The 20,515-nt window shown below is 35.4% G+C and carries 18 protein-coding genes; 10 read left to right on the top strand and 8 right to left on the bottom strand.

Annotated features, from left to right (window positions below):
• The first annotated feature begins 20 nt into the window (after positions 1–20).
• From M0051_RS04365 to M0051_RS04340, 6 genes are all read left to right on the top strand, one after another.
• Positions 21–3,140, top strand: a complete 3,120-nt coding sequence (locus M0051_RS04365) for an efflux RND transporter permease subunit (protein ID WP_306740327.1) — start codon at positions 21–23, stop codon at positions 3,138–3,140.
• Between the two features lie 68 nt (positions 3,141–3,208).
• Positions 3,209–3,631, top strand: coding sequence for a DUF2141 domain-containing protein (locus M0051_RS04360; protein ID WP_306740326.1), 423 nt, complete (start codon positions 3,209–3,211; stop codon positions 3,629–3,631).
• Positions 3,632–3,781: 150 nt separating this feature from the next.
• Positions 3,782–5,029 (top strand): TolC family protein, encoded by a 1,248-nt coding sequence (locus tag M0051_RS04355; RefSeq protein ID WP_306740325.1) that lies wholly within the window; start codon positions 3,782–3,784, stop codon positions 5,027–5,029.
• Between the two features lie 98 nt (positions 5,030–5,127).
• A complete protein-coding gene (locus tag M0051_RS04350) occupies positions 5,128–5,928 on the top strand; it encodes a DUF6268 family outer membrane beta-barrel protein (protein WP_306740324.1) in 801 nt (266 codons plus the stop codon).
• A 172-nt stretch (positions 5,929–6,100) separates the two neighbouring features.
• Positions 6,101–7,849 carry a histidinol-phosphatase HisJ family protein gene (locus M0051_RS04345; protein ID WP_306740323.1) on the top strand — a complete coding sequence of 583 codons (1,749 nt, stop codon included), beginning with the start codon at positions 6,101–6,103 and terminating at the stop codon, positions 7,847–7,849.
• Between the two features lie 10 nt (positions 7,850–7,859).
• The gene (locus M0051_RS04340; RefSeq protein WP_306740322.1) at positions 7,860–8,360 is read left to right on the top strand and encodes a hypothetical protein; all 501 of its coding nucleotides are present in this window, start codon (positions 7,860–7,862) and stop codon (positions 8,358–8,360) included.
• Here the strand turns inward: M0051_RS04340 and M0051_RS04335 are convergent.
• Together M0051_RS04335 and M0051_RS04330 are read right to left on the bottom strand one after the other, a co-directional pair.
• On the bottom strand, positions 8,352–8,648 hold the full coding sequence (locus tag M0051_RS04335) for a hypothetical protein (protein WP_306740321.1): 297 nt from the start codon (positions 8,646–8,648) through the stop codon (positions 8,352–8,354). The genes M0051_RS04340 and M0051_RS04335 overlap by 9 nt on opposite strands.
• Before the next feature lie 119 nt (positions 8,649–8,767).
• Complete coding sequence (locus tag M0051_RS04330) at positions 8,768–9,604, bottom strand: hypothetical protein (RefSeq protein ID WP_306740320.1); 837 nt, start codon at positions 9,602–9,604, stop codon at positions 8,768–8,770.
• A 286-nt stretch (positions 9,605–9,890) separates the two neighbouring features.
• Here M0051_RS04330 and hemA point away from each other — a divergent pair, with 286 nt between their 5' ends.
• The 4 genes from hemA to hemE all read left to right on the top strand — a co-directional run bounded on the left by hemA (position 9,891) and on the right by hemE (position 14,279).
• The gene (gene hemA / locus M0051_RS04325) at positions 9,891–11,144 is read left to right on the top strand and encodes a glutamyl-tRNA reductase (protein ID WP_306740319.1); all 1,254 of its coding nucleotides are present in this window, start codon (positions 9,891–9,893) and stop codon (positions 11,142–11,144) included.
• An 88-nt stretch (positions 11,145–11,232) separates the two neighbouring features.
• Positions 11,233–12,159, top strand: coding sequence for a hydroxymethylbilane synthase (hemC, locus tag M0051_RS04320; RefSeq protein WP_306740318.1), 927 nt, complete (start codon positions 11,233–11,235; stop codon positions 12,157–12,159).
• A 59-nt stretch (positions 12,160–12,218) separates the two neighbouring features.
• The gene (hemB, locus tag M0051_RS04315) at positions 12,219–13,211 is read left to right on the top strand and encodes a porphobilinogen synthase (protein WP_306740317.1); all 993 of its coding nucleotides are present in this window, start codon (positions 12,219–12,221) and stop codon (positions 13,209–13,211) included.
• A 42-nt stretch (positions 13,212–13,253) separates the two neighbouring features.
• Positions 13,254–14,279 carry a uroporphyrinogen decarboxylase gene (hemE, locus tag M0051_RS04310; RefSeq protein WP_306740316.1) on the top strand — a complete coding sequence of 342 codons (1,026 nt, stop codon included), beginning with the start codon at positions 13,254–13,256 and terminating at the stop codon, positions 14,277–14,279.
• 73 nt (positions 14,280–14,352) lie between these two features.
• Here the strand turns inward: hemE and M0051_RS04305 are convergent, their stop codons facing one another.
• From M0051_RS04305 to hemL, 6 genes are all read right to left on the bottom strand, one after another.
• Complete coding sequence (locus M0051_RS04305; RefSeq protein WP_306740315.1) at positions 14,353–15,597, bottom strand: GAF domain-containing sensor histidine kinase; 1,245 nt, start codon at positions 15,595–15,597, stop codon at positions 14,353–14,355.
• 105 nt (positions 15,598–15,702) lie between these two features.
• Positions 15,703–16,356 (bottom strand): metallophosphoesterase, encoded by a 654-nt coding sequence (locus M0051_RS04300; RefSeq protein WP_306740510.1) that lies wholly within the window; start codon positions 16,354–16,356, stop codon positions 15,703–15,705.
• Between the two features lie 236 nt (positions 16,357–16,592).
• Positions 16,593–17,258 (bottom strand): hypothetical protein, encoded by a 666-nt coding sequence (locus tag M0051_RS04295; protein ID WP_306740314.1) that lies wholly within the window; start codon positions 17,256–17,258, stop codon positions 16,593–16,595.
• A 119-nt stretch (positions 17,259–17,377) separates the two neighbouring features.
• A complete protein-coding gene (locus M0051_RS04290; RefSeq protein ID WP_306740313.1) occupies positions 17,378–17,884 on the bottom strand; it encodes a hypothetical protein in 507 nt (168 codons plus the stop codon).
• Positions 17,885–17,896: 12 nt separating this feature from the next.
• On the bottom strand, positions 17,897–18,838 hold the full coding sequence (locus M0051_RS04285; protein WP_306740312.1) for a pyridoxal-phosphate dependent enzyme: 942 nt from the start codon (positions 18,836–18,838) through the stop codon (positions 17,897–17,899).
• A 384-nt stretch (positions 18,839–19,222) separates the two neighbouring features.
• Positions 19,223–20,515, bottom strand: coding sequence for a glutamate-1-semialdehyde 2,1-aminomutase (hemL, locus tag M0051_RS04280; RefSeq protein ID WP_306740311.1), 1,293 nt, complete (start codon positions 20,513–20,515; stop codon positions 19,223–19,225).

The following is a 20,515-nucleotide window of genomic DNA, read 5'->3' as shown; positions in this document are numbered from 1 at the left end:
ACGATTAAGCGAAAACAAGTATGAAATCATTGGTACAATACTTTATCAAATATCCCTTTGCTGGAAATTTATTGGCAGGTGTATTTATCTTACTGGGAATTTTTGGTGTCTTCTCCTTAAATTCTTCTGTGATGCCTCAAATAGATCCGGGAATGTTAACCGTGACCGCATCCTACCCGGGCGCTTCGCCTGAGGAAGTAGAAAAGGGTGTTACCTTAAAAATAGAGGATAACATTAAAGGAATTAGCGGAATAGAGAAAATCACTTCCTCATCGAAGGAAAACTTCTGTACGGTAACTATTGACTTGGAAACAGGATATGATGCGAACGTTGCATTGCAGGATGTAAAAAATGCTGTGGATGGCATTAGTTCTTTTCCTGTGGGTGTGGAAAATATTAGTACGGAAAAACGTGAGTTTACAGTTTTGGCAGTTTCCATGGCATTAAATGGGGATTTAAGCCTACGAGACTTAAAAAAGTATGCAAGGGAAATTGAGAATGATCTTCGCGCAATGGATGGAATCTCAAAAGTTACTTTAAGTGGTTTTCCTTATGAAGAAATTGAAATCAGTGTAAACGAAGATGCATTGAAGGCCTATAATGTCAGTATTAATGAAATTTATTCGGCAGTTGGTAATGCAAATATTGAACTTACAGGAGGAACCATTCGTGGTGAAGATGAAGAACTGAGAATTCGTGTTCGAGAGAAGGAATATTATGCCGAAGGATTTAATGATATTGTAGTTAGATCTCAGTCGAAAGGAGGAACGGTTTACTTGAGCGATGTTGCTAAGGTGATCGATCGTTGGTCTGAAGATCCTAATCGAACTTATGTTAATGGTAATTCGGCAATAAAGATATCAATAACACAAACTTCACGTGAGGATATTCTTTATATTTCCGATGTAATTAATACTTATATAAAAGAGTTTAATGATTCTAAGGAAACAGTAAAGCTTGAATTGCTATATGACAATTCAGTTTCGATAAAAGTGATGCAGAATATTCTTGCGAATAACGGTATTATTGGATTTTTACTTGTCTTATTGTTTTTGTCTCTCTTTCTTAATCATAGATTGTCATTTTGGGTCGCCCTGGGAATTCCAATTTCATTTATGGGAATGTTTATGATTGCAGGCATGTATGGTCTTACTCTAAACAGGCTATCACTGTTTGGTATGATTATCGTGATTGGTATCCTTGTGGATGATGGAATTGTGATTTGTGAAAATATTTATCAGCACTTTGAGAAAGGGAAATCGGCATTACAAGCAGGAATTGACGGTACAATGGAGGTTTTGCCTGCAGTATTTTCAGCGGTATTAACAACGATTGTAGCTTTTATTTCTTTCTTTTTTATTGATAGTGTGATTGGAGAATTTTTTAGAGATTTGGCTTTTGTAGTCATATTTGCGCTGTTTTTTTCTTTGGTGGAAGCATTCTTTATTCTCCCGGCTCATGCTGTTCACTCCAAAGCACTGAAGAGAGGTAAAAAGGAATCGAAATTGGAGAAGCTGTCGAGCTCGACAATACTAAAACTTCGTAAACATACCTTCGAACCCTTATTGAATTTTAGCCTAAACAATAAGCTGGTTACCATTGGCTTAACCATAGGGCTTTTCTTTGTAACCATTGGTGGTTTACTGGGAGGAATTATCAGAACAGGTGATAGCTCGGTTGATAATAGTAACTATGCTACCGTTCAGTTGGATATGCCAGCAGGAACACCAGAATCTGAAACTCTTCATTACATTACAAAGATTGAGAATGCAGCCATTGAATTGGGTGAAAAATGGAAAGAAAAGAGCGCTACAGGAGAGTCAATTATTACATATACAGCTATAGATGTTACTTCTACAAATTATGCTGTGTTAACGATTTATTTGCTAAGTACTGAGCATAGAGACTTTTTATCCTCAGAGTTCAATGAAGAGCTGAAGCAAATGGTAGGAGAGATTCCACAGGCTGAAAGAATAAATTATGTACAGGAAAATCGATTTGGAAAAGCGGTAAAGGTTTCATTACAAAGTAGTAATCTAGATGATTTGTATGCTGCAAAGAATGAATTTAAGGCAAGGCTTAATAAATTGGAAGGACTTACAAATGTGATGGATAACGACCAGCTTGGAATGCGTGAGGTGAAATTAACTCTGAAGGAAAGTGCTTACAAATTGGGTTTAAACCTAAGTGAAATTACTTCCCAGGTTCGTTCTGGATTTTATGGAAAAGAAGTTCAAAGATTGCAACGAGGAATTGATGAGGTGAGGGTTTGGGTTAGATATGAAAAATCTGAACGTTCATCAATAGGAAATCTTGAGAATATGAGAATCAGAACCAGCGATGGTGGAGAATATTATTTGAAGGATATCGCAAATATAGAATTTGAGCGAAACCTTGTGCAGGTAAATCACTTGGGTGGTCAGAGAGAAATTACCATTGAGGCTGATGCTGCAAATGCAAAGGTAAATATGACTGAAATCAATAGTGAGATTGATGATGTGATATTACCTGAACTAATGAACAAATATTCAGGACTTAGAATTCGTTATGGTGGTCATGCAGAAGAAATGGGGAAAGCAAAAGACTCTGGAATCATGATTGCACCGGTAATTCTGATACTGTTGTTTTCAATTGTAATTTTCACATTTAAATCATATACACAAACCTTGTTGGTGTTTATTTTAATCCCATTTGGATTTATTGGTGTAGGTTGGGGACACTGGTTGCACGGAGTAGCTTTAGATATGCCTTCTTACCTTGGAATGGTTGCATTGATGGGGGTAATGGTTAATGATTCTATTGTTTTGATAAGCACATTTAATGAGAAGCTAAAATTGGGAACAGAATTTATGCTAGCTCTTAAGGAGACTGCTTTGTCACGATTCAGACCAATAATCCTGACTTCATTAACAACCATAGTTGGTATAACTCCTTTGATTGCATCCAACCAACCTGAAGCTAAAATGGTAATTCCTATGGCAATATCTATGGCTTATGGATTGATGGTCGCAACCCTATTAAACCTGATTGTATTGCCAGTACTTTTAATTGTAGTTAATTCAATAAAATGCAGATGGAAATATATAACTACAGGCATAATGCCAACACGAGAAAGTATTGAGCCAGTCGTTAGGCAATAGTTCCAGTCCTGCAAAGAAACATAGAGGTGATAAATTTCATTTAGTCTTAAACTTGAAAAATTTACAAGATGAAAGTATTAGTAATTACAGCTATAACATGTTTGCTTTTTATTAGCAACACATTTGCTCAAGAAAATGAAAAATCTATAAAGGTCCAGGTTTCCGGATTGAAATCAGACAATGGACAAGTAATCGTAGCACTTTATAGTAATACTGATAATTATCTTAAAAATCCATGTATTCGAAAAAAAGTAACAATTGAGAATCGCAAAGCAAATGTAAGTTTTGAAAGGATAAAGGCAGGAACGTACGCCATCATCTGTTTTCATGATGAAAATGGTAATAACAAGTTAGACCGTAATAGTAAAGGGAGACCCATGGAAAGAGTAGGTGTTTCCAATAATGTCAGGGGATTCTTTGGCCCTCCAAAATTTCAGACTGCAAAATTCAAAGTTCAGAATGAAGATGTTGTTAAGAAAATCGAATTATAAAATTTAAATTCTTGGTTTTGTTTTTTTGATTTATTCAGCGCAATTATAGTTGTGTTTCTGTTTCGTTAGGTAATTACTTAATCTGATGTTACTGACAAATTCTTTGTTGTTGTTTAGTAGCAGGATAATTAAAAATTAAATTATTAACAAATGAAAAAGATAAGAGTATTAATAGGATTTCTGTTGTTATCTGCTCCATTATCGGCTCAAGAGGCTTTGACACTAGAGACTGCTGTAGCAATGGCTTTAGAAAACAATTTGAATATAAAAGTTGCGAAAAACCAGGCTGAGGTTTCAGCTAATAATGCTACAAAAGGTAATGCCGGCTTACTGCCTTCACTAAATGCCAGTGGAGGTGTAAATTACTCTGAACACAATGAGGATAAAATCTACTCTTCAGGAGCTTTAAATTTCTCATATACCTTATTTAATGGTTTGGGAGCAAGATACACCTACAAAATTTTGAATTTTCGAAAGCAGCAAGCGGAATTGACTGAACGATTCAATATTGAGAATACAATTACCAATGTTATTTCTGGTTTCTATCAATTAAGTAAAGCCTATGATGAATTGGATGTGGCCTCTGAAAATTTGCAGATATCCAAAGAGCGATTGCTACGAAACGAATCAGAATATGAATTCGGAAATATTAATAAGCTGGAAGTTCTGAATGCAAAGGTGGATTTTAATCGTGATAGTAGTGTGTACTTGAAGTCACAACAAAGCTATGAGGAAGCAATTAGAGAGATGAATGTTTTATTGGGGCGAAGTGCCGAAACCAAAATACAGTTGATAAAGGACGCTTCTAATTTTCAAGAATTCAACATGATGGAATTGAAGCGTAAGACCTTGGAAGAAAATGCGGAATATCTACTTAAAACAAGGGAATTACGTGAAGATGAAATTGCCGTAAAGAAGGCAAAATCAGGGCAATTGCCATCACTAAGCTTAAAATCCTCATACTCTTATTATGAAAATGAAATAATGGGAACAAATTCGCATACTCAATTAACCGGGGGATTGACTTTGAGTTTCAATATTTTTGATGGAAAGAGGAAAAAAACGGAGGTTGCGAATGCTAAAATTCAAAAGCAAATTACAGAATTTGAGTTACAGGATAAAAAATTGAAGTTAGAAAAAGACCTAATAAATGCTTATGCGGATTACCAATATAATCTTAAAGTTTTGGCTTTGGAAGAAGATGCATTGAATGCAGCAAGTTTAAATTTTGAACAGACCAAGGAATATTATCACTTGGGGCAAGTAACATCAACAAGCTTTCGCGAGGCACAGCTAAATTTAGTAGAAGCTAAAAATAATAAGGCAGCTGCGGGTTATAATGCAAAGCTGTCAGAATTAAATATTAAAATAGTTAGTGGAGTGTTGCTAGAGCAATAGAATAGGATTTAATCCAGGAGAATTATATGGATCGAAAGCAAAGGAAAATCGTTATACTTCTTTTTACTCTTCTTATTTCCTCATCAGTACATGCACAAATGGAAAAAGAATTGGCGGGTGTTGATTTTGTCAGACTTGGAAGTGACAATTCAGCCAATAGTGTAAGGTTTGATAAGTATAGTATCAGGTTTGCCATGCCTTTAAGCTTAAAGAAAGAGGGAAGTTTGTTGATAAGCAAATTTGAATATGCTCAAACAAATATCGATTACCCGTTTGTTGATGCAAATTTAGACGAGTTAGAGCGTTTTCACACAATATCCTATTCGGTAGGATATATGAGGAAATTAAAAAACAATTGGGCCCTGATGGGGATGGTCTCCCCGAAGATTTCATCGAATTTAACTTCTTCAGTTCAATGGAAAGATGTTCGATTAATGGGGATGTTAATGTTTATAAAAAAAGTAAATCCCAATATGAATCTTCAAATTGGAGCCATGTATTCAGAGACTACAGGAATACCAGCACCTTTACCCATGTTTAGTTTAATGTGGAAATACAAGGAAAAATGGTCATTTAATCTAGGTTTCCCAAGATTTCAGATCAAATACAAAGTGGGAAAGAATACAGAGATTGGAACCAATTTAACAATGGTAGGAGACAACTATACACTAAGCAAAATATTATACAATGAAGAAAAGAAAATGGATAATGTTCGAATCATGAATATGGGTGGTGGTTTGCTGGTAAATCAAAAACTTTATAAGATGATAAATCTTAAGCTAAGTTCTGGATTTACCTTTAACAGACGATTTGAGTTTCTGGATGATAGAGATAGCATTATGAAATTTGATTTAGATAATGACTGGTTCATGAAGGTTGGAGTTTCCATTGGTTTGTAAAAAATATAAAACAGGAAATTGGTTTCAAAAAAATGTTAGTATTCGATTTTTCAAATTCTTGTTTGATAAGCCAGAGTTATTGTAGTGGGTACTCTGGTTAGCCCGTCTCCCATATAATGGAAGGCGGGTTTTTTATGCATTCTGTTTTAATCTGCTTTCAAATCCTAATCAAATGATTAATTTTACTGGACTATTAATCAAAATGACACAAATGCCACTAAATACCACAAATAGTCCTGAATATTTTATTTGGGAAACACACGGAATACACGTTGGAACAGGAAATGATCATGTGAAACATGGTGTGGACGAGCTGGAGAAAATTACCGAAATGGCAATTGAGAAGGCCCACCCCAATATTTCATTTATTATTCATACCCCAAGGTTAACACGATTTAGATATGCTGCAGAAGAGCGTTTGGGCGTAAAATTCATACGAGGAGATAATGCTTATTTTCATTATCCCGAGAAAATAGATGCGCTTAAAGCAAAATATGGTAATCAAATTTCAATTCGATATGGAATCGAACTCGAATGGTTGGGACCAAATTTAGGGATGCAGTGGAATCGATCAAAGATTTTTCAAGCTCAAAGTGCTGATTTTGTGATTGGTTCTTTGCACTTTTCCAGAGAAGGGATACCTTATGACGGATCGCAGGAAGAGACCGATAAGCTTATAGAGGTAAGAGGAGGAGTTGAGAATTATTGGTTAGGATATATTGAGGAGTTGATTGAAATGATAGATACAAGTTGGGAGATGATTCAAATTGTTGGTCATCTTGATTTGCCTAAGTTGTATGCGCCTATTCCAAAACCATTGTTGGAACTTGAAACTTCCGATCATATTCTTGCAAGAAGAATGCGCTTCCTTTTGGAAATGATTAGTGAATACAATTTGGCACTTGATGTGAATTTGGCTGGTATCAATAAAGGTTGTGGGATTTATCCTGATATGTCAATCTTAAAAAGAGCGAAACAACTGGATATTCCTATTGCTTTGGGTACCGATACTCATACTACTCAAAATTTGGGTAATCATTATCAAACCGGAATTGAATATGCATATGAAGCAGGATACAAACATTATGTAAGTTTTTCCAAATCGATACCTGAGAAAAGACCATTGCGAAATTCAGGTTTTAAAGAGGAAAAATACAAGGTAATGAATTTGGGAATAGAGATGCTAAATCTAAGATTCGAAGATCGTAAGCAAAGGCGAATTCCTAAATTTTCGTTTGGAGGAGGATACCGTACTTTTCTCGAACATCATAAGAATGCTACCTCATTGGGAGATTTTGAAGCTATTCGCATAAGAAAAGGGGATAAATCGATCACAATTAGCAATTCTTTACCTGAAAATACAAATCAAAAAATAAAAGGATTGTATTCTCATCATGAGGATAATCCAGGTGTTCTATCAATGATTTTTAATGCATTGGCTTCTGAAGAAATTAATGTTGAAACCGCTTATCTAAATTCGAATAACGATGGAACGGCAACTGCATTTCTAACTTTATCAGGAAAAGAAAAATCTATTAATGAAGCAGTGGAATTTGTAAAAGGAACGGGTGGAGATAACTTTTTCGAAATTTATGTATGTGATAAGTTTGATATTCCGGATCTTCAAAAAGGAAAGAACTACCTGATCGAAGTGGATGGAGTTAATTTACCTATTGCTATCAGTAAACAGATGATCTTATCGATTCATAACAATTCTTCCGGTATTTTATTGATTCTATTATCTGCATTGGCATCTCGAAATATTAATGTGAACGATTTAAAATTAGGACAAAGAGGCAATAAAGGGTATGCAATTTTGGGAATTGATGGAAATTCTCAATTGGTGTCTGATGTGTTGAAGAAATTAGGGCCTCAGTTTTTTGAAACTACACATTTGCAATTAACAAGTGAAGGAATTTAAGTATCATATTTTGGAAACGATAAGCGAGAAAAGAAATCAAATATTACAAGAAATTATAGAATTCTATAGAATTCAACCAGGAGTAGCTTCTGAGGTTCTTGAGAAACTTGAAGAGTATTTGCTTTTAATGAACTCCATAACGATTGAGGCATTAAACGATTTGAAAGAATTGTCCTATTATCAAGCAAGTCTTATAGATGCAATAGATGTTTTAAATACCTTAATTAATTCGGTTGTAGAGGAGAGTGGTAAAATATTTCCCAATGAAGATTTAGAAATATTGCCACTAAATTATACAGATGAGATTGCACTTAATGAATTGCAGGTTTTGGAATACCTTAACAATTTAAATCAAGCAGATTTGAATCGATTCAAATTAAAGGATGCTTTACAAAAGTTGGATGAAAAAATATACGAAGATGAATTTTCAGATTTGATTATGGATATTATTGAAAAACTAATACTGGCAATTACCTCAGAAAGAATAGTTAAAGTGGAGGATTTAATGTAATTGTTTGATATACTTAGATATACCTTTTTTGTTAAGTAGCTTAATGGTAAGAGGCTCGTTCATTTCAAGCTCTTTAATCATTTCAAAAGATTGAGACTCAAGAAATTCTGTTACATCATCCATGCTTCTCCACTCCGATAGAACAATTAATTCATTTTTTTTTCGTGGAGTTTGATATATCTTGCAAGACAATTCTCCACCAATTTTTCGATATTCTAGAAATCGGTCGAAGGATTCTCTCCAAGAGTTAATATCTTTTGTTGGTTGTTTTAGTAGCAGATAAACCATTACTTCATGACTATTTGCCCTAAAATTAGTTAAAATAATAAAGTGCCTTATAATAAATTGATTATAGTAATAAAAAATAGGATGATCTTATCTTTTTTTAGCTCGAAGGTAAAATTTAATTAAGCTTTAAGGCTATCGATTGGGTCTTGGTATTTAAATGAATATCCTAACTGTTTAAGTTTATCGCAATTAATGATTTTGTAATTTTCTTTGCCATCAACAAATTCTGGTAGGTCAAAACCATCCTTTTGGGCAGCAATTTTATAAAATTCTTTTCGTGTAGGATGTATTGGACAACAAGCATTAATCACCTCCCCCCAAATCTCATTTTTTATTACATGTTGAATAATGCCAATACAGTCATCTCTATGGATGAGGTTAACAGGAGCATCTCCGTTTTTTAATTGTTTTTTACCAGCAAAAAATCTACCTGGTTTGCGATCGTAACCAATTAATCCTCCAAATCGAATAACCGTGGTTTGAAAATCATTCTCATTAAAAAACAGCTCTTCTACAATGCGTAATGCTTTACCACTCTTTTTACTTGGATTTTCCATATTTTCCTCAGTAACTTCATTGTTAATGTCGGCATAAACAGAGGTGGAGCTGATAAAAATTACATTTTTAATATCTGATTTGCGAATTTCACCGATTAGAGATGCAACTTGATTTGTATGCCAATCAACAATGTCTTCTCTTCTTTTAGGAGGAAAATTCACAATCAAAATATGGGCATTAAAAAAGTCTTTATCAAAATTTGAATTGATCTTTGGATTTAAGTTAATTTGGAATGTTCGAATGTTTTTTTGTGTTAGTAGTTCTAATTTTTCATGGGTAGGAGTGGAACCTTTAATATATATCCCATTTTTGATGAACTCTTCAGCAAGAGGTAAGCCCAACCATCCGCATCCTAATATGCTGATTGTTTTATTTGCATTTTGAAACGTTTTATTCATTTAAATTGATCTAAAAATATCGTTGCTTTTAATTAAATTTATTTTGAATGATTAAATATATTAGGAATGGTAAAATTATGAAAGAAACTTGAATTATTGTGGTATTTAAGATATTAAAATCCCTTTTTGGGTTTTTTGAATTTTCATAATAATTAAAGTGGTCAATATCTATTTATGTACTTACTGAAATTAGGAGGTTTTTTGAATAATTACCTTTATATTTGAATCGGTTTGTTGCACCTACAGATAATAGGTTGTAACGAATTAGCAAACAAATTCCGTTTTTATGTCATTACAAATTCGAGAAAATCTACAAAAATTATTTGTTCTAGGAATTAGCTATAGAAAGACGGCTCTGGATGTTAGAGGAATGTTTTCTTTATCTTCAGAAGATCAGGAAAACTTGTTGAAGGAGGCAAAAGAGCATCAAATTGAAGGTATGGTAATCATATCTACTTGTAATCGTACCGAGATTTATGCACACTCTTCCGAGGTCGAAATCATCACAGATCTGTTCTTAAAATACTGCAAAGGGAATAGAAATGATTTAAATTACAACGGATACACTCTATATGGAAATGAATGTATTCGTCATTTATATAAGGTAACCGCGGGTTTAGATTCGCAAATTATTGGCGACTTTCAGATTGTTGGACAGGTTAAAAATGCATATCAGCAGTCTGAGCAAAGGGGAATGGTTAATTCATTTTTGAATCGATTGTTTTCGTTTGTGTTTCAGGCAAGTAAAAAAATAAAAAACGAAACGGATATTAGCAAAGGTGCAGCTTCTGTTTCTCATGCTGCTGTTCAATATATTAAGGACAAAGTTTCAACACTTGAAACATGTAATTTCCTTCTTTATGGAACTGGTGATATTGGAAAAGATACTTGTGGGAACCTGTTAAAGCATATGAACAACCGTTCGCTAACTTTGGTAAATCGAACCATTGAAAAAGCAGAAGCACTAGCAGAAAGATATAATATTCAACACCAACCTATCGAGAAATTAACTCAGGAAGTTGAAAAAGCAGAAGTGATTATTGTTGCAACAGGAGCAGCAAAACCAACTTTAACGCTTGATCATTTTAAAGGTGTTGAATCATGTAAATTGGTTCTGGATCTTTCAGTGCCACGTAATGTTGATACAGCAATTGATAATTTGGAAAATGTACTGGTGATTACAGTAGATGAATTATCAAAACATATTTCAGAAGCCATTGATCAGCGTAAAGCATGTATTCCTGATGCAGAGAAAATCATTCATGCTTCAATAGGTGAATTTTATGGTTGGTTAGAGGTAAAGTACCTTTCTCCAGTAATTGTAGCTTTGAAGGAAAATCTGCAAAATGTACAAAGAAAGGAGCTCGATTATCACAAAAACAAACTGTCTGAAGATGAGTTGAAAAAGGTAGAGCACATTACCAATAACATTGTGAACAAGATTGCCAGAGCATGTATCAATCACCTGAAAGATCATCATAAAAAGCAATCGAGTCCAATGGAAACCCTAAATATGATTTTTAAAGATATGGATTCGTAAAGCCGTTTGAGCTTTCGATAAAAAGCTGTATAAACAAGTTTTATATGGCTTTTTTATTTCCTAAAATAACTACGAAATACTATCCTAAATGCCAGCTAAAAAAAAGATTAGAGTTGCAACACGTCCAAGTTTGCTTGCCTATACACAAACAATGCAAACTGTTGAATTACTACAGAATGCCAATCCAGATGTTGAATTTGAGGTAATTAAATTTAGTACAAAAGGCGATAGAGTTCAGAATCGCTCGCTTACTGAATTTGGAAGTACAGGTTTGTTTGTAAAAGAACTGGAACATGCACTTCTTGAAGGAGAGGCAGATATTGCAGTTCATAGTTTAAAGGATGTCCCAAGTTTTCATCCTGATGGATTAAAATTGGTTGCTTTTCCTGAACGTGAAGATGTACGCGATGTATTTATAAGTCGCGATGGAAGTACAATAGATCAAATGCCTGAAGGCTTTGTTTTGGGAACGGGAAGTCCTCGTAGAAGAGTTCAGTTGGCGGATTTAAGACCTGATACCAATTTTAAAGAGATCAGAGGAAATATTGATACCAGAATGCAAAAGTTAATGGATGGTGAGTATGATGCCATTATTCTTGCTGCTGCAGGTATGAATAGAATGGGAAAGGAATTTCAGGAGAAACTACTTTTAGATGTCGATCAATGTATTCCAGCAATTGGTCAAGGTGCAATTGCTATTGAATGTAGAGATAATGATGAGGAAACCATTGCTTTAGTGAAGAAGGTAAATCATGAACCTACCATGCATGCAGTTCTGGCTGAACGTGCTTTTATGGCAGAAATTGAGGGAGGTTGCAAGTTTCCATTGGCAGCGCATGCAGTGGTGAGCAATGAAAACTTGACAATGATTGCGATTGTAGGGGATTTAAAAACCAATCAATTCATTGTTGAACAAATAGAAGTTTCAATAGAAAAATCTGTTGAGGAATCGACAAAATTGGCGCAACAAATGAAAGATACTTGTAAGGTAAAAGGAATAAATTTTTATCTTTAGGAGTTTTACAGTTAAACAGAAAATTATTTCAATAAATAAAATTACAAAATACACACACTATGAGTTTACGTCCACTTTTTCCTGATACACGAATGAGAAGATTGCGTTACAGCAAAGTTGTTCGTGATATGGTTGCAGAAACTTCACTTTCTGTTGATGATTTAATCATGCCACTTTTTGTTTGTCCGGGAGAGAAGGTTAAGAATCCGATAAAAAGTATGCCAGGTAACGACCAGTTGTCAGTTGATTTATTGGTTGAAAAATGTGGAGAATTATTGGAATCAGGTGTTAAATCAGTATTATTGTTCGGTATCCCTGAAACGAAAGATGCCGATGGAACAGTAGCAACCCACGATCATGGAATTGTACAGCAGGCTACCCGAGCAATCAAAGCAAAATACCCTGAAATGTACATCATTGCTGATATCTGTAATTGTGAATACACAACACATGGTCACTGTGGTACCATAATAGATGGTGATGTAGATAACGATCAAACTCTAGTTACTCTTGCAGCTCAAGCTGTTTCATTGGCCGAGGCTGGTGTTGATATGGTGGCACCAAGTGATATGATGGATGGTCGCATAGGATACATGAGAAAAGCTTTGGATGAGAATTGCTTCGAGAAAATTCCTATCATGGCTTATTCAGCTAAATATGCTTCTGGTTTCTATGGTCCGTTTAGAGACGCTGCTGAAAGTGCACCACAATTTGGAGATCGCTCTACTTACCAAATGGATCCTAGAAACAGTGATGAAGCAATTCGAGAAGTTGAAATGGACATTGCAGAAGGAGCTGATATGGTAATGGTAAAACCAGCCTTAAGTTATTTGGACGTGATTTATCGCACAAAGCATGAATTCAATGTACCAGTTGCAGCGTACAACGTAAGTGGAGAGTTTTCGATGGTAAAAGCAGCAGAAGCTAACGATTGGATTGATGGAAAACGTGTAATGATGGAAATCATGATGTCAATCAAAAGAGCTGGAGCCGATATTATTATTACTTACCACGCGCAGGACGTAGCAAATGTTTTAAACGGGAAAGCATAAATTACCACAAGCTAGTTATGAATCACTAACGACTAATTTCACATGAGCCTATTTTTAGATACAATTAACGGAGTTAAAAGAGAAAGACCACCAATGTGGTTTATGCGTCAGGCGGGAAGAGTATTGCCATCGTACATGAAACTAAGAGAAACCTATGGTTTTAAAGAGATGATGGAAACTCCGAATTTGGCTGCGGATGTTACCATGTTGCCAATTCATGATTTGGGAGTTGATGCTGCAATTCTATTTTCTGACATTCTTGTGATTCCCGAAGCTTTGGGAATGGAGTTAAGTTTTGAAGGGAAAGGTCCAAGTTTTGCAACGGCTTTAAAAGATGTTACCGATCCTTTGTCATTCTTAACCGAAAAACCGGAGAAGCTTGATCATATTTATGCCGCAATTGACAGAATTCTTGAAATTAAACCTAAGGATATTCCATTGATTGGTTTTTGCGGAGGCCCTTTAACCACGCTTTGTTATATGTATCAGGGCTTTAGTAGAAATCAAAATTTCCCTGATTTTGTTCCTGCAATTTATCGCGATAAGGAATTGATGAAGAAAGTGGTGGCAAAAATCACCGAAATGAGTATTCATTATGCATTAAAGCAGGTTGAACACGGTGTTCAGGCATTTCAATTGTTCGAGACTCATGCAGGTTTAATTCCTGTTGAATTGTACAAAGAAGTATTTTTGCCATCGGTAAAAGCGATTTTGGGAGCAGTCCGTGAAAAAGGGGTGAAGACCATTTACTTGCCGAAAGGATTGGGAACAGGTATTAATATGGTGAATTACGACCTGTGTGATTGTGTTAGCGTGGATTGGCAAATGCCATTGCACGAAGTGAGAAGCATTGTTGGAGAGGAGATGATTCTACAAGGAAATTTCGATCCTAGAATTCTGGAATCAACACCAGAAGCTATCGATCGTGAATTTGAGTATTACTTGAACTATGGAAGAACAGATCACAAGTGGATTTTCAACCTTGGTCATGGTTTATTGCCATCAATTCCTGTTGAGAATGTTGAATATCTAGTGAAGAAAGTGAAAGAATCTGACTGGGGTAGATAATAGATGAGATTTATCCTGTCTATCTAAGATAAACAAAGGAGAAAGTGATTTGGCTTTCTCCTTTTTTAATGTCTTATCGATTGGGAAGTGTAAAGTAGAAATTAGAACCTTTACCCACTTCTGATTTTAACCATATTTTTCCACCGAGCAGTTCAACAAATGCTTTTGATATAGAAAGGCCTAGGCCTATACCACCATACAATTCGCTAATGGTTTCGTTGGTTTGTGTAAATCGATTAAAGATTTCTTCTTGCATGTCTTCCGATATTCCAATTCCACTATCTTTTACGTAGAATTCATAATCATCATTTTTAAGCTCAACTCCAAATTCAATCGATCCTTTTTCGGTGAATTTAAATGCATTGTTTAACAGGTTTGTAATAATTTGATTCAGTTTGGTTTTATCTGTATTAATTTTGTGCCCACGAAGATTTTCCGGGATACGCTTGATAAAATCAATACCATTGTCTTGGTATCTTTGTTTGTAGATATCCTCAAGATCTTGTAAGGTCGAATCAAGGCAAGTGTATTCAATTTTAACTTGATGTTGCTCTGTTTCTATCTCTGAAACAGTCAAGATATCTGATACTATTGATAACAATTGCTCTGAGTTTTTTAGAATAATCGAAGAAAAATAATCTCTTTTTTCATTAGTTAAATCCGGCTTTGATAATAGTTCTGAAAAACCAACAACAGCATTTAAGGGAGTTCTAATTTCATGCGAAATATTCTGTAAGAAAGCCGATTTTAAACGATTTCCTTCCTCAGCCTTTTCTTTGGCTTTTTGCAAAGCGATGTTTTGTCTTTTTAGTTGATCCTGTTGTTCTTTTATGGTTTGAATCATTTTGGAGGATTTTACCTCAAATGAAGTTACCATGGCCAAGTCCAGTTCAATTACATCTTTAAATTGCCTTAGAGTTTTTTCATGAACAGAAGAAAAATAGTTTTCCTTGTTATCCAGAATACAAATTGTTCCAAAGGGTGATTTATCAGGATATAAAATCGGGTAACCAAGGTAGGCAATCATTCCCAATTCAATGTCTGGATTCTGATCCCAGTCTTTATTTGTTAATGCATTTGCAACCAATAATTTTTCATTCGACTTGATTACTGTTTCACAATACAAGCCATGCCAGTCTTCTTTATCACCAGCATTGTATGGATTGTTCTTCGAATTACTGGTTATAAACACTTCCATTTGCTGATTTTCAGCTTTCATGATTAAAGCAGCAGGTATAGAGAGAATTTCTGCTAACAAGTCGGCGATTCCTTGCCATTTGTCAAGCATCCATTTAGGCATTTCTTCTAACGCTTTCATCTTACTTTACTTTTATTTTATGCTCAATAAAATTAAGGAAATAATCTGTATGATAAAAAGATTGTGAGAATCAATGTAAAACTTTTTCAAATTGCATGAGGTTTCTTAAATATTTATGGGCAGAATTCTATATACGGTGTGTATAATTTTTTTGATCATTCCATTGTTATTGATTTCTCCCACAATGGCATGTAAGTTTTTTTGATCCGAACCAACATTAATACTAATCGTGTTACCTATTTTTTCATACCACTTTCCTGTTATACTTGGAGATTCGTGAACATGACCGTGCAGACTTAAGTGAGGCTTTAGTTCTTGTATTTTGTTTCGTATGGCTTTGCTACCAATATGTTTGTTTGCATAACACAAATCCAGGTATTTGCTCCATGGAGGTGTATGAGTAATTAAAATTTTACATTGCGGATGGATGTGCTGCAAGTCTTCCTCAATACTCTGTTTTTTTTCGAAATAGTCAGTTTTAATATATTTTCGTGTGCCTATTTTATTGGTGACATATGAATCAGGAATGGGAGTGTGCTTATCAGTTTTCAAATCCCGTAATTCGAAATCCTTTCTATGCAGGGGGCCAGGAGGAACAAAAGGGTATCCAGCAAGTATCATGTTATTTTCTAGAGGTATTCCATTGGGATGGATCTCGCGAATGCCATATTCATTCGGCAGTTTATTGATAATATGAATAGCTCCCGGCCAATCGATATTACCGGGAATAAAAAGGGTTTTAATGGATATCTCTTTCAGAAAATCTTTTAGGTAAGAGTCAATAAAATTGATCTGATCCTGTAGCTGTCCAGATCAGATGTAAAAATAAACTTCATGATTTGTTGCTTTGCTATTCTAAAGGTATAGCATTTGACACTAGCTGTCAATAATCACGAGTATCAAGTTTTAGGAGTTAGTAACTTAGATAGAAATAGATTAATTCGCATTGACTTTGATAACCTATATGGTATGGCTTCTTAATCATTGAAATCAGATTAATAGGCTAGTATGTAATTGTCTTGTAAATTGATTGCTCCCAGAAACTGTTTACCCTTTGAATATCCATAGAAAGGACCTATTCTGAATTTGTGATATTCATCCTGATGCTGATAGCTCATCCATATAAAATGATCTTTAAAATCCTGCAGAAAATCTTGATTGTAGGCTCCTAACTGAACGGTGTATTTGTAAGGGTAGATTTGAGATTGAAGTTTGTTTTTTGTTCTTTTAGTTGTTTCGCGAACAATTGTGGTAGTAGGCAAGTCCATTTTGCCTATTATTTCACAAAACTTCAAAGCTTTTTTCTTTGATTTAAATTGTGCCAAGGGATGATTGTTTTCGTTTAGAAAAAACACTGTGAAATATAGACTTGATGTTGCTACTTTTGGCTCCTTCTTTTTTACTGTGATTTTTGTAGCAGCCTGAACAGTTTGCTGTTTATTCAGCGAAAACTGTTTCTGTTCTTCATCCTGAAATCGAATATTGTAGTAAAATATTGAAAAGCCAATAAGTCCGGTAGCAAGAGCAATTCGATAAAAGTTAATAATTCTACTCTTAACTTTAAGATGTTTTGTTAATCTTGTAAACTCTTTATCTATTGCATCTTTCCTGAGGGTTTCCTTTTCTTCTTCTGTAATGAAATCATTGTTGCTTAACTTCATTTTTTTATAGCGTATTGGTTGTAAAGATAGAATTGCAAGTTAAATGTTTTTATTGATAGACGAAATATAGGAGATGTTTTTTAAGTTAATCTTGTACAACTGACAAAATAAACTAGTCCTTATCTTAATGTCTTTAATAATTTTCTGGCTCTTGAGCAAAATCCAGCTGTTCCATGTTCCATTTGTTCTTCCAAAATAAGGGCAAGTTCGTTTTTAATATCAGGTTCTCTGCTAGAGAAGTTGTAAAGTATTTGCATGGCATGAACCTTAACGGCAACAGGGGTCGTGGCCGTGATTAGTAGATCGAAACAACGGTTGATAAATTCACCTGAGATATCCTTAGGAAGTGGTTCGCAACTAATTAATTTTAGATATTGTCTCTGCTTGCTTTCATTTTCAAGTGTTGGTATCAAAGCAATCATTTTTGGAATATAGGGACGAACCAAATCCGGATCAATATCATAAATCTTATCCATCAGCCAGCTGGCACGCCAGGAATGTTTTTCATTGCTGATGCACCATTCCCACAGTTGCTGAACATGTTTTGGATCCTCAGCAATGCTTTGTGCCACCAACTCAGCCTCCTTTTTTATAGGAAAAGGATCAAGTAATTTTTTTAGGTCCATGAATGATGATTCTTAAAATGGCAATTTATCGAGCTGAACATTTCCGCCCGAAATGATGATACCGATCTTCTGATTTTGGTACTTTTCTTTCTCTTTGACGAACGCAGCAAGAGCGACGGCACTTGATGGTTCCACAACAATCTTCATTCGCTCCCAAATCAATCGCATGGCTGAAACAATTTCCTCTTCTTCCACTCTTACAATATCTTCAACATGCTCCTTGATGATAGGAAAAGTTTTGTCGCCAAGTGATGTCAACAAACCATCGGCAATGGTATTGGGATTGGTTTGAGGAACAATTTCCCCTTTTTGATATGATTGCCAGGCATCATCGGCACCCATAGGCTCACCAGCAATTACTTTTGTACTTGGCGAAAAATGATGAGCTGCCAAAGCAGTTCCTGCCAATAAACCACCACCGCCAACAGGTGCAAAAATACAATCCAAATCGGCATGCTCTTCAATTAACTCCATGGCTGCAGTTCCTTGTCCTTGAATTACGTTGTAATCGTTATATGGATGAAGAAATACAGCTCCGGTTTTGTTCACCACCTCGTTTAGTGTGCTTTCTCGAGCCTCTAGGTTTGGCTCACATTCAATAACTTCACCACCATAACCTTTTACAGCTGCTTTTTTAATTTCCGGTGCGCTTGATGGCATTACAACATAGGCTTTAATGCCTTGCAACTTTGCGGCAAGTGCCAAAGCTTGTGCGAAATTTCCCGATGAGTGAGTTGCTACACCAAACTCTTTCTCGGTTTTCGATAGTTGGAGAATGGCATTGCTGGCACCACGCATTTTAAATGCTCCCATTTTCTGAAAGTTTTCACACTTAAAGAACAGTTCAGCTCCTACTATTTCGTTTATTAGTTGTGAGCTTAGGATAGGGGTCCGGTGGATGTAATCTTTTATTCTCTGGTGGGTGTTGAGGAGGTTCTGTTTGGATATAATCATTTTGCCGGGGTATTTGGTTAAGATTCTTTTTCGGGTTCCGAGTTTAATCAGATGTACCAAATAAAGAGTAGAATTAATTGTGAACCTCACTTGAAGTGAGATTTAATGAAAATATGAAATCAATTAGATTTAGATGAATCTTAAAATAGCATTTTCAAGTTGAATTTTCCCCTCTTTAGGGAACCGTAGCGGAGCGAAGCTCGTGAACACAATTGAAAATTGAGTTTAATGTGAACAAAATCCCGACAGGGAAAAGGGTGAACGAAGAAAAATACAATTCAATACACCCTTCTGGCTGTCGCCATCTCCCCTAAAAGGGGAGAATCTTTAAAATTAATTATTGCTCATTTTAATATAAGTTTCTTTTAAGACCCTCAAAGGTTATTATTTCATAGCCTCTAAAGATTCTTTAGCTGCCTGAATTGTTTTGTCTAACATTTCGTATGTAAGAGAGTTTGATAAGAAATAACTCTCGAATGATGAAGGCGGAAGGTAAATGCCTCTTTTCAACATTTCGTGGAAGAACTGAGGGAATTTCTCATTGTTAGCTGTTGCTGCCGTATCGAAATCAACTACCTCAACATCGGTAAAGAATACGCTAATCATCGATCCGCAACGGTTAATCTTGTAATCGAATCCTGATTCTGCAAATACTTTATCCAAGCCTTTGTGCAGGTATTCAGTTTTTTCTTCCAGTTCAGTAAAGTATCGAGGATTCTCGTTCAATTCTTTAAGAAGAGTGTAGCCAGCAATCATGGCAATTGGATTACCTGATAGGGTTCCTGCTTGGTATACAGGTCCAAGAGGAGAAACAACCTTCATGATTTCATCAGGGCCAGCATAAGCACCAACGGGCATACCACCACCAATTACTTTACCGAAAGTAACCAAGTCGGCCTTGATACCTAGATATTCTTGGGCACCACCTTTTGCCAAACGGAAACCATTCATTACCTCATCGAAGATCAACAGAATTCCTTCCTTATCGCATAGCTCACGCAAATCTTCCAAAAATCCTTTCTTAGGAAGAACACATCCCATGTTACCCGCAATTGGCTCTATAATAATTGCCGCAATTTCATCTTTATTTTCAGCAACCAACTGTCTTACATTTTCGATATCGTTGTACTTTGCAGTCAGCGTATCGTTAGCAGTTCCCGGTGTTACACCAGGAGAGTTTGGTACACCAAATGTACTGGCACCACTACCTGCTTTAATTAGGAAAGAATCGGCATGACCGTGATAACATCCTTCGAACTTGATGAATTTGTTACGACCCGTATAACCTCTGGCAACACGAATGGCACTCATACATGCCTCAGTTCCCGAGTTTACCATTCTTACTTTATCGATGTTCGGAACCATTTCCACAATCAGTTTGGCGATATCAATTTCCAATTCAGTTGGAGCACCAAATGATGTTGAATCTTCAACTTTAGCTTTAATTGCCTCAATCACCTTTGGGTAAGCATGACCCAAGATCATTGGTCCCCATGATGAGATATAATCGATATACTCGTTTCCGTCAGCATCTGTTAAAATGCTACCTTTTGCTTTTTCGATAAAAACAGGAGTTCCTCCAACCGATTTAAAAGCTCTAACTGGTGAGTTAACACCACCTGGAATGTATTTGTTCGCTTCATCGAATAGTTCGGAACTTCTTTTGTATTGATACAT

The organism is Marinifilum sp. D714, assembly GCF_030851345.1.
Classification (GTDB): Bacteria; Bacteroidota; Bacteroidia; order Bacteroidales; family Marinifilaceae; genus Marinifilum.
Note: the sequence above shows the minus strand (reverse complement) of the source record. Positions and strands in the feature narration are given on the sequence as shown.

What these genes read in the sequence shown, in the direction of transcription:
- M0051_RS04360 (WP_306740326.1), top strand. Translation starts at nt 3,209, where the DNA reads ATGAAAGTATTAGTAATTACAGCTATAACATGTTTGCTTTTTATTAGC.
- M0051_RS04330 (WP_306740320.1), bottom strand. Translation starts at nt 9,604, where the DNA reads ATGAATAAAACGTTTCAAAATGCAAATAAAACAATCAGCATATTAGGA.
- M0051_RS04285 (WP_306740312.1), bottom strand. Translation starts at nt 18,838, where the DNA reads ATGATTATATCCAAACAGAACCTCCTCAACACCCACCAGAGAATAAAA.
- M0051_RS04365 (WP_306740327.1), top strand. Translation starts at nt 21, where the DNA reads ATGAAATCATTGGTACAATACTTTATCAAATATCCCTTTGCTGGAAAT.
- hemL (WP_306740311.1), bottom strand. Translation starts at nt 20,515, where the DNA reads ATGTATCAATACAAAAGAAGTTCCGAACTATTCGATGAAGCGAACAAA.
- M0051_RS04335 (WP_306740321.1), bottom strand. Translation starts at nt 8,648, where the DNA reads ATGGTTTATCTGCTACTAAAACAACCAACAAAAGATATTAACTCTTGG.
- hemC (WP_306740318.1), top strand. Translation starts at nt 11,233, where the DNA reads ATGCCAGCTAAAAAAAAGATTAGAGTTGCAACACGTCCAAGTTTGCTT.
- M0051_RS04350 (WP_306740324.1), top strand. Translation starts at nt 5,128, where the DNA reads ATGGAAAAAGAATTGGCGGGTGTTGATTTTGTCAGACTTGGAAGTGAC.
- M0051_RS04295 (WP_306740314.1), bottom strand. Translation starts at nt 17,258, where the DNA reads ATGAAGTTAAGCAACAATGATTTCATTACAGAAGAAGAAAAGGAAACC.
- hemB (WP_306740317.1), top strand. Translation starts at nt 12,219, where the DNA reads ATGAGTTTACGTCCACTTTTTCCTGATACACGAATGAGAAGATTGCGT.
- M0051_RS04305 (WP_306740315.1), bottom strand. Translation starts at nt 15,597, where the DNA reads ATGAAAGCGTTAGAAGAAATGCCTAAATGGATGCTTGACAAATGGCAA.
- M0051_RS04345 (WP_306740323.1), top strand. Translation starts at nt 6,101, where the DNA reads ATGATTAATTTTACTGGACTATTAATCAAAATGACACAAATGCCACTA.
- M0051_RS04290 (WP_306740313.1), bottom strand. Translation starts at nt 17,884, where the DNA reads ATGGACCTAAAAAAATTACTTGATCCTTTTCCTATAAAAAAGGAGGCT.
- hemA (WP_306740319.1), top strand. Translation starts at nt 9,891, where the DNA reads ATGTCATTACAAATTCGAGAAAATCTACAAAAATTATTTGTTCTAGGA.
- hemE (WP_306740316.1), top strand. Translation starts at nt 13,254, where the DNA reads ATGAGCCTATTTTTAGATACAATTAACGGAGTTAAAAGAGAAAGACCA.
- M0051_RS04355 (WP_306740325.1), top strand. Translation starts at nt 3,782, where the DNA reads ATGAAAAAGATAAGAGTATTAATAGGATTTCTGTTGTTATCTGCTCCA.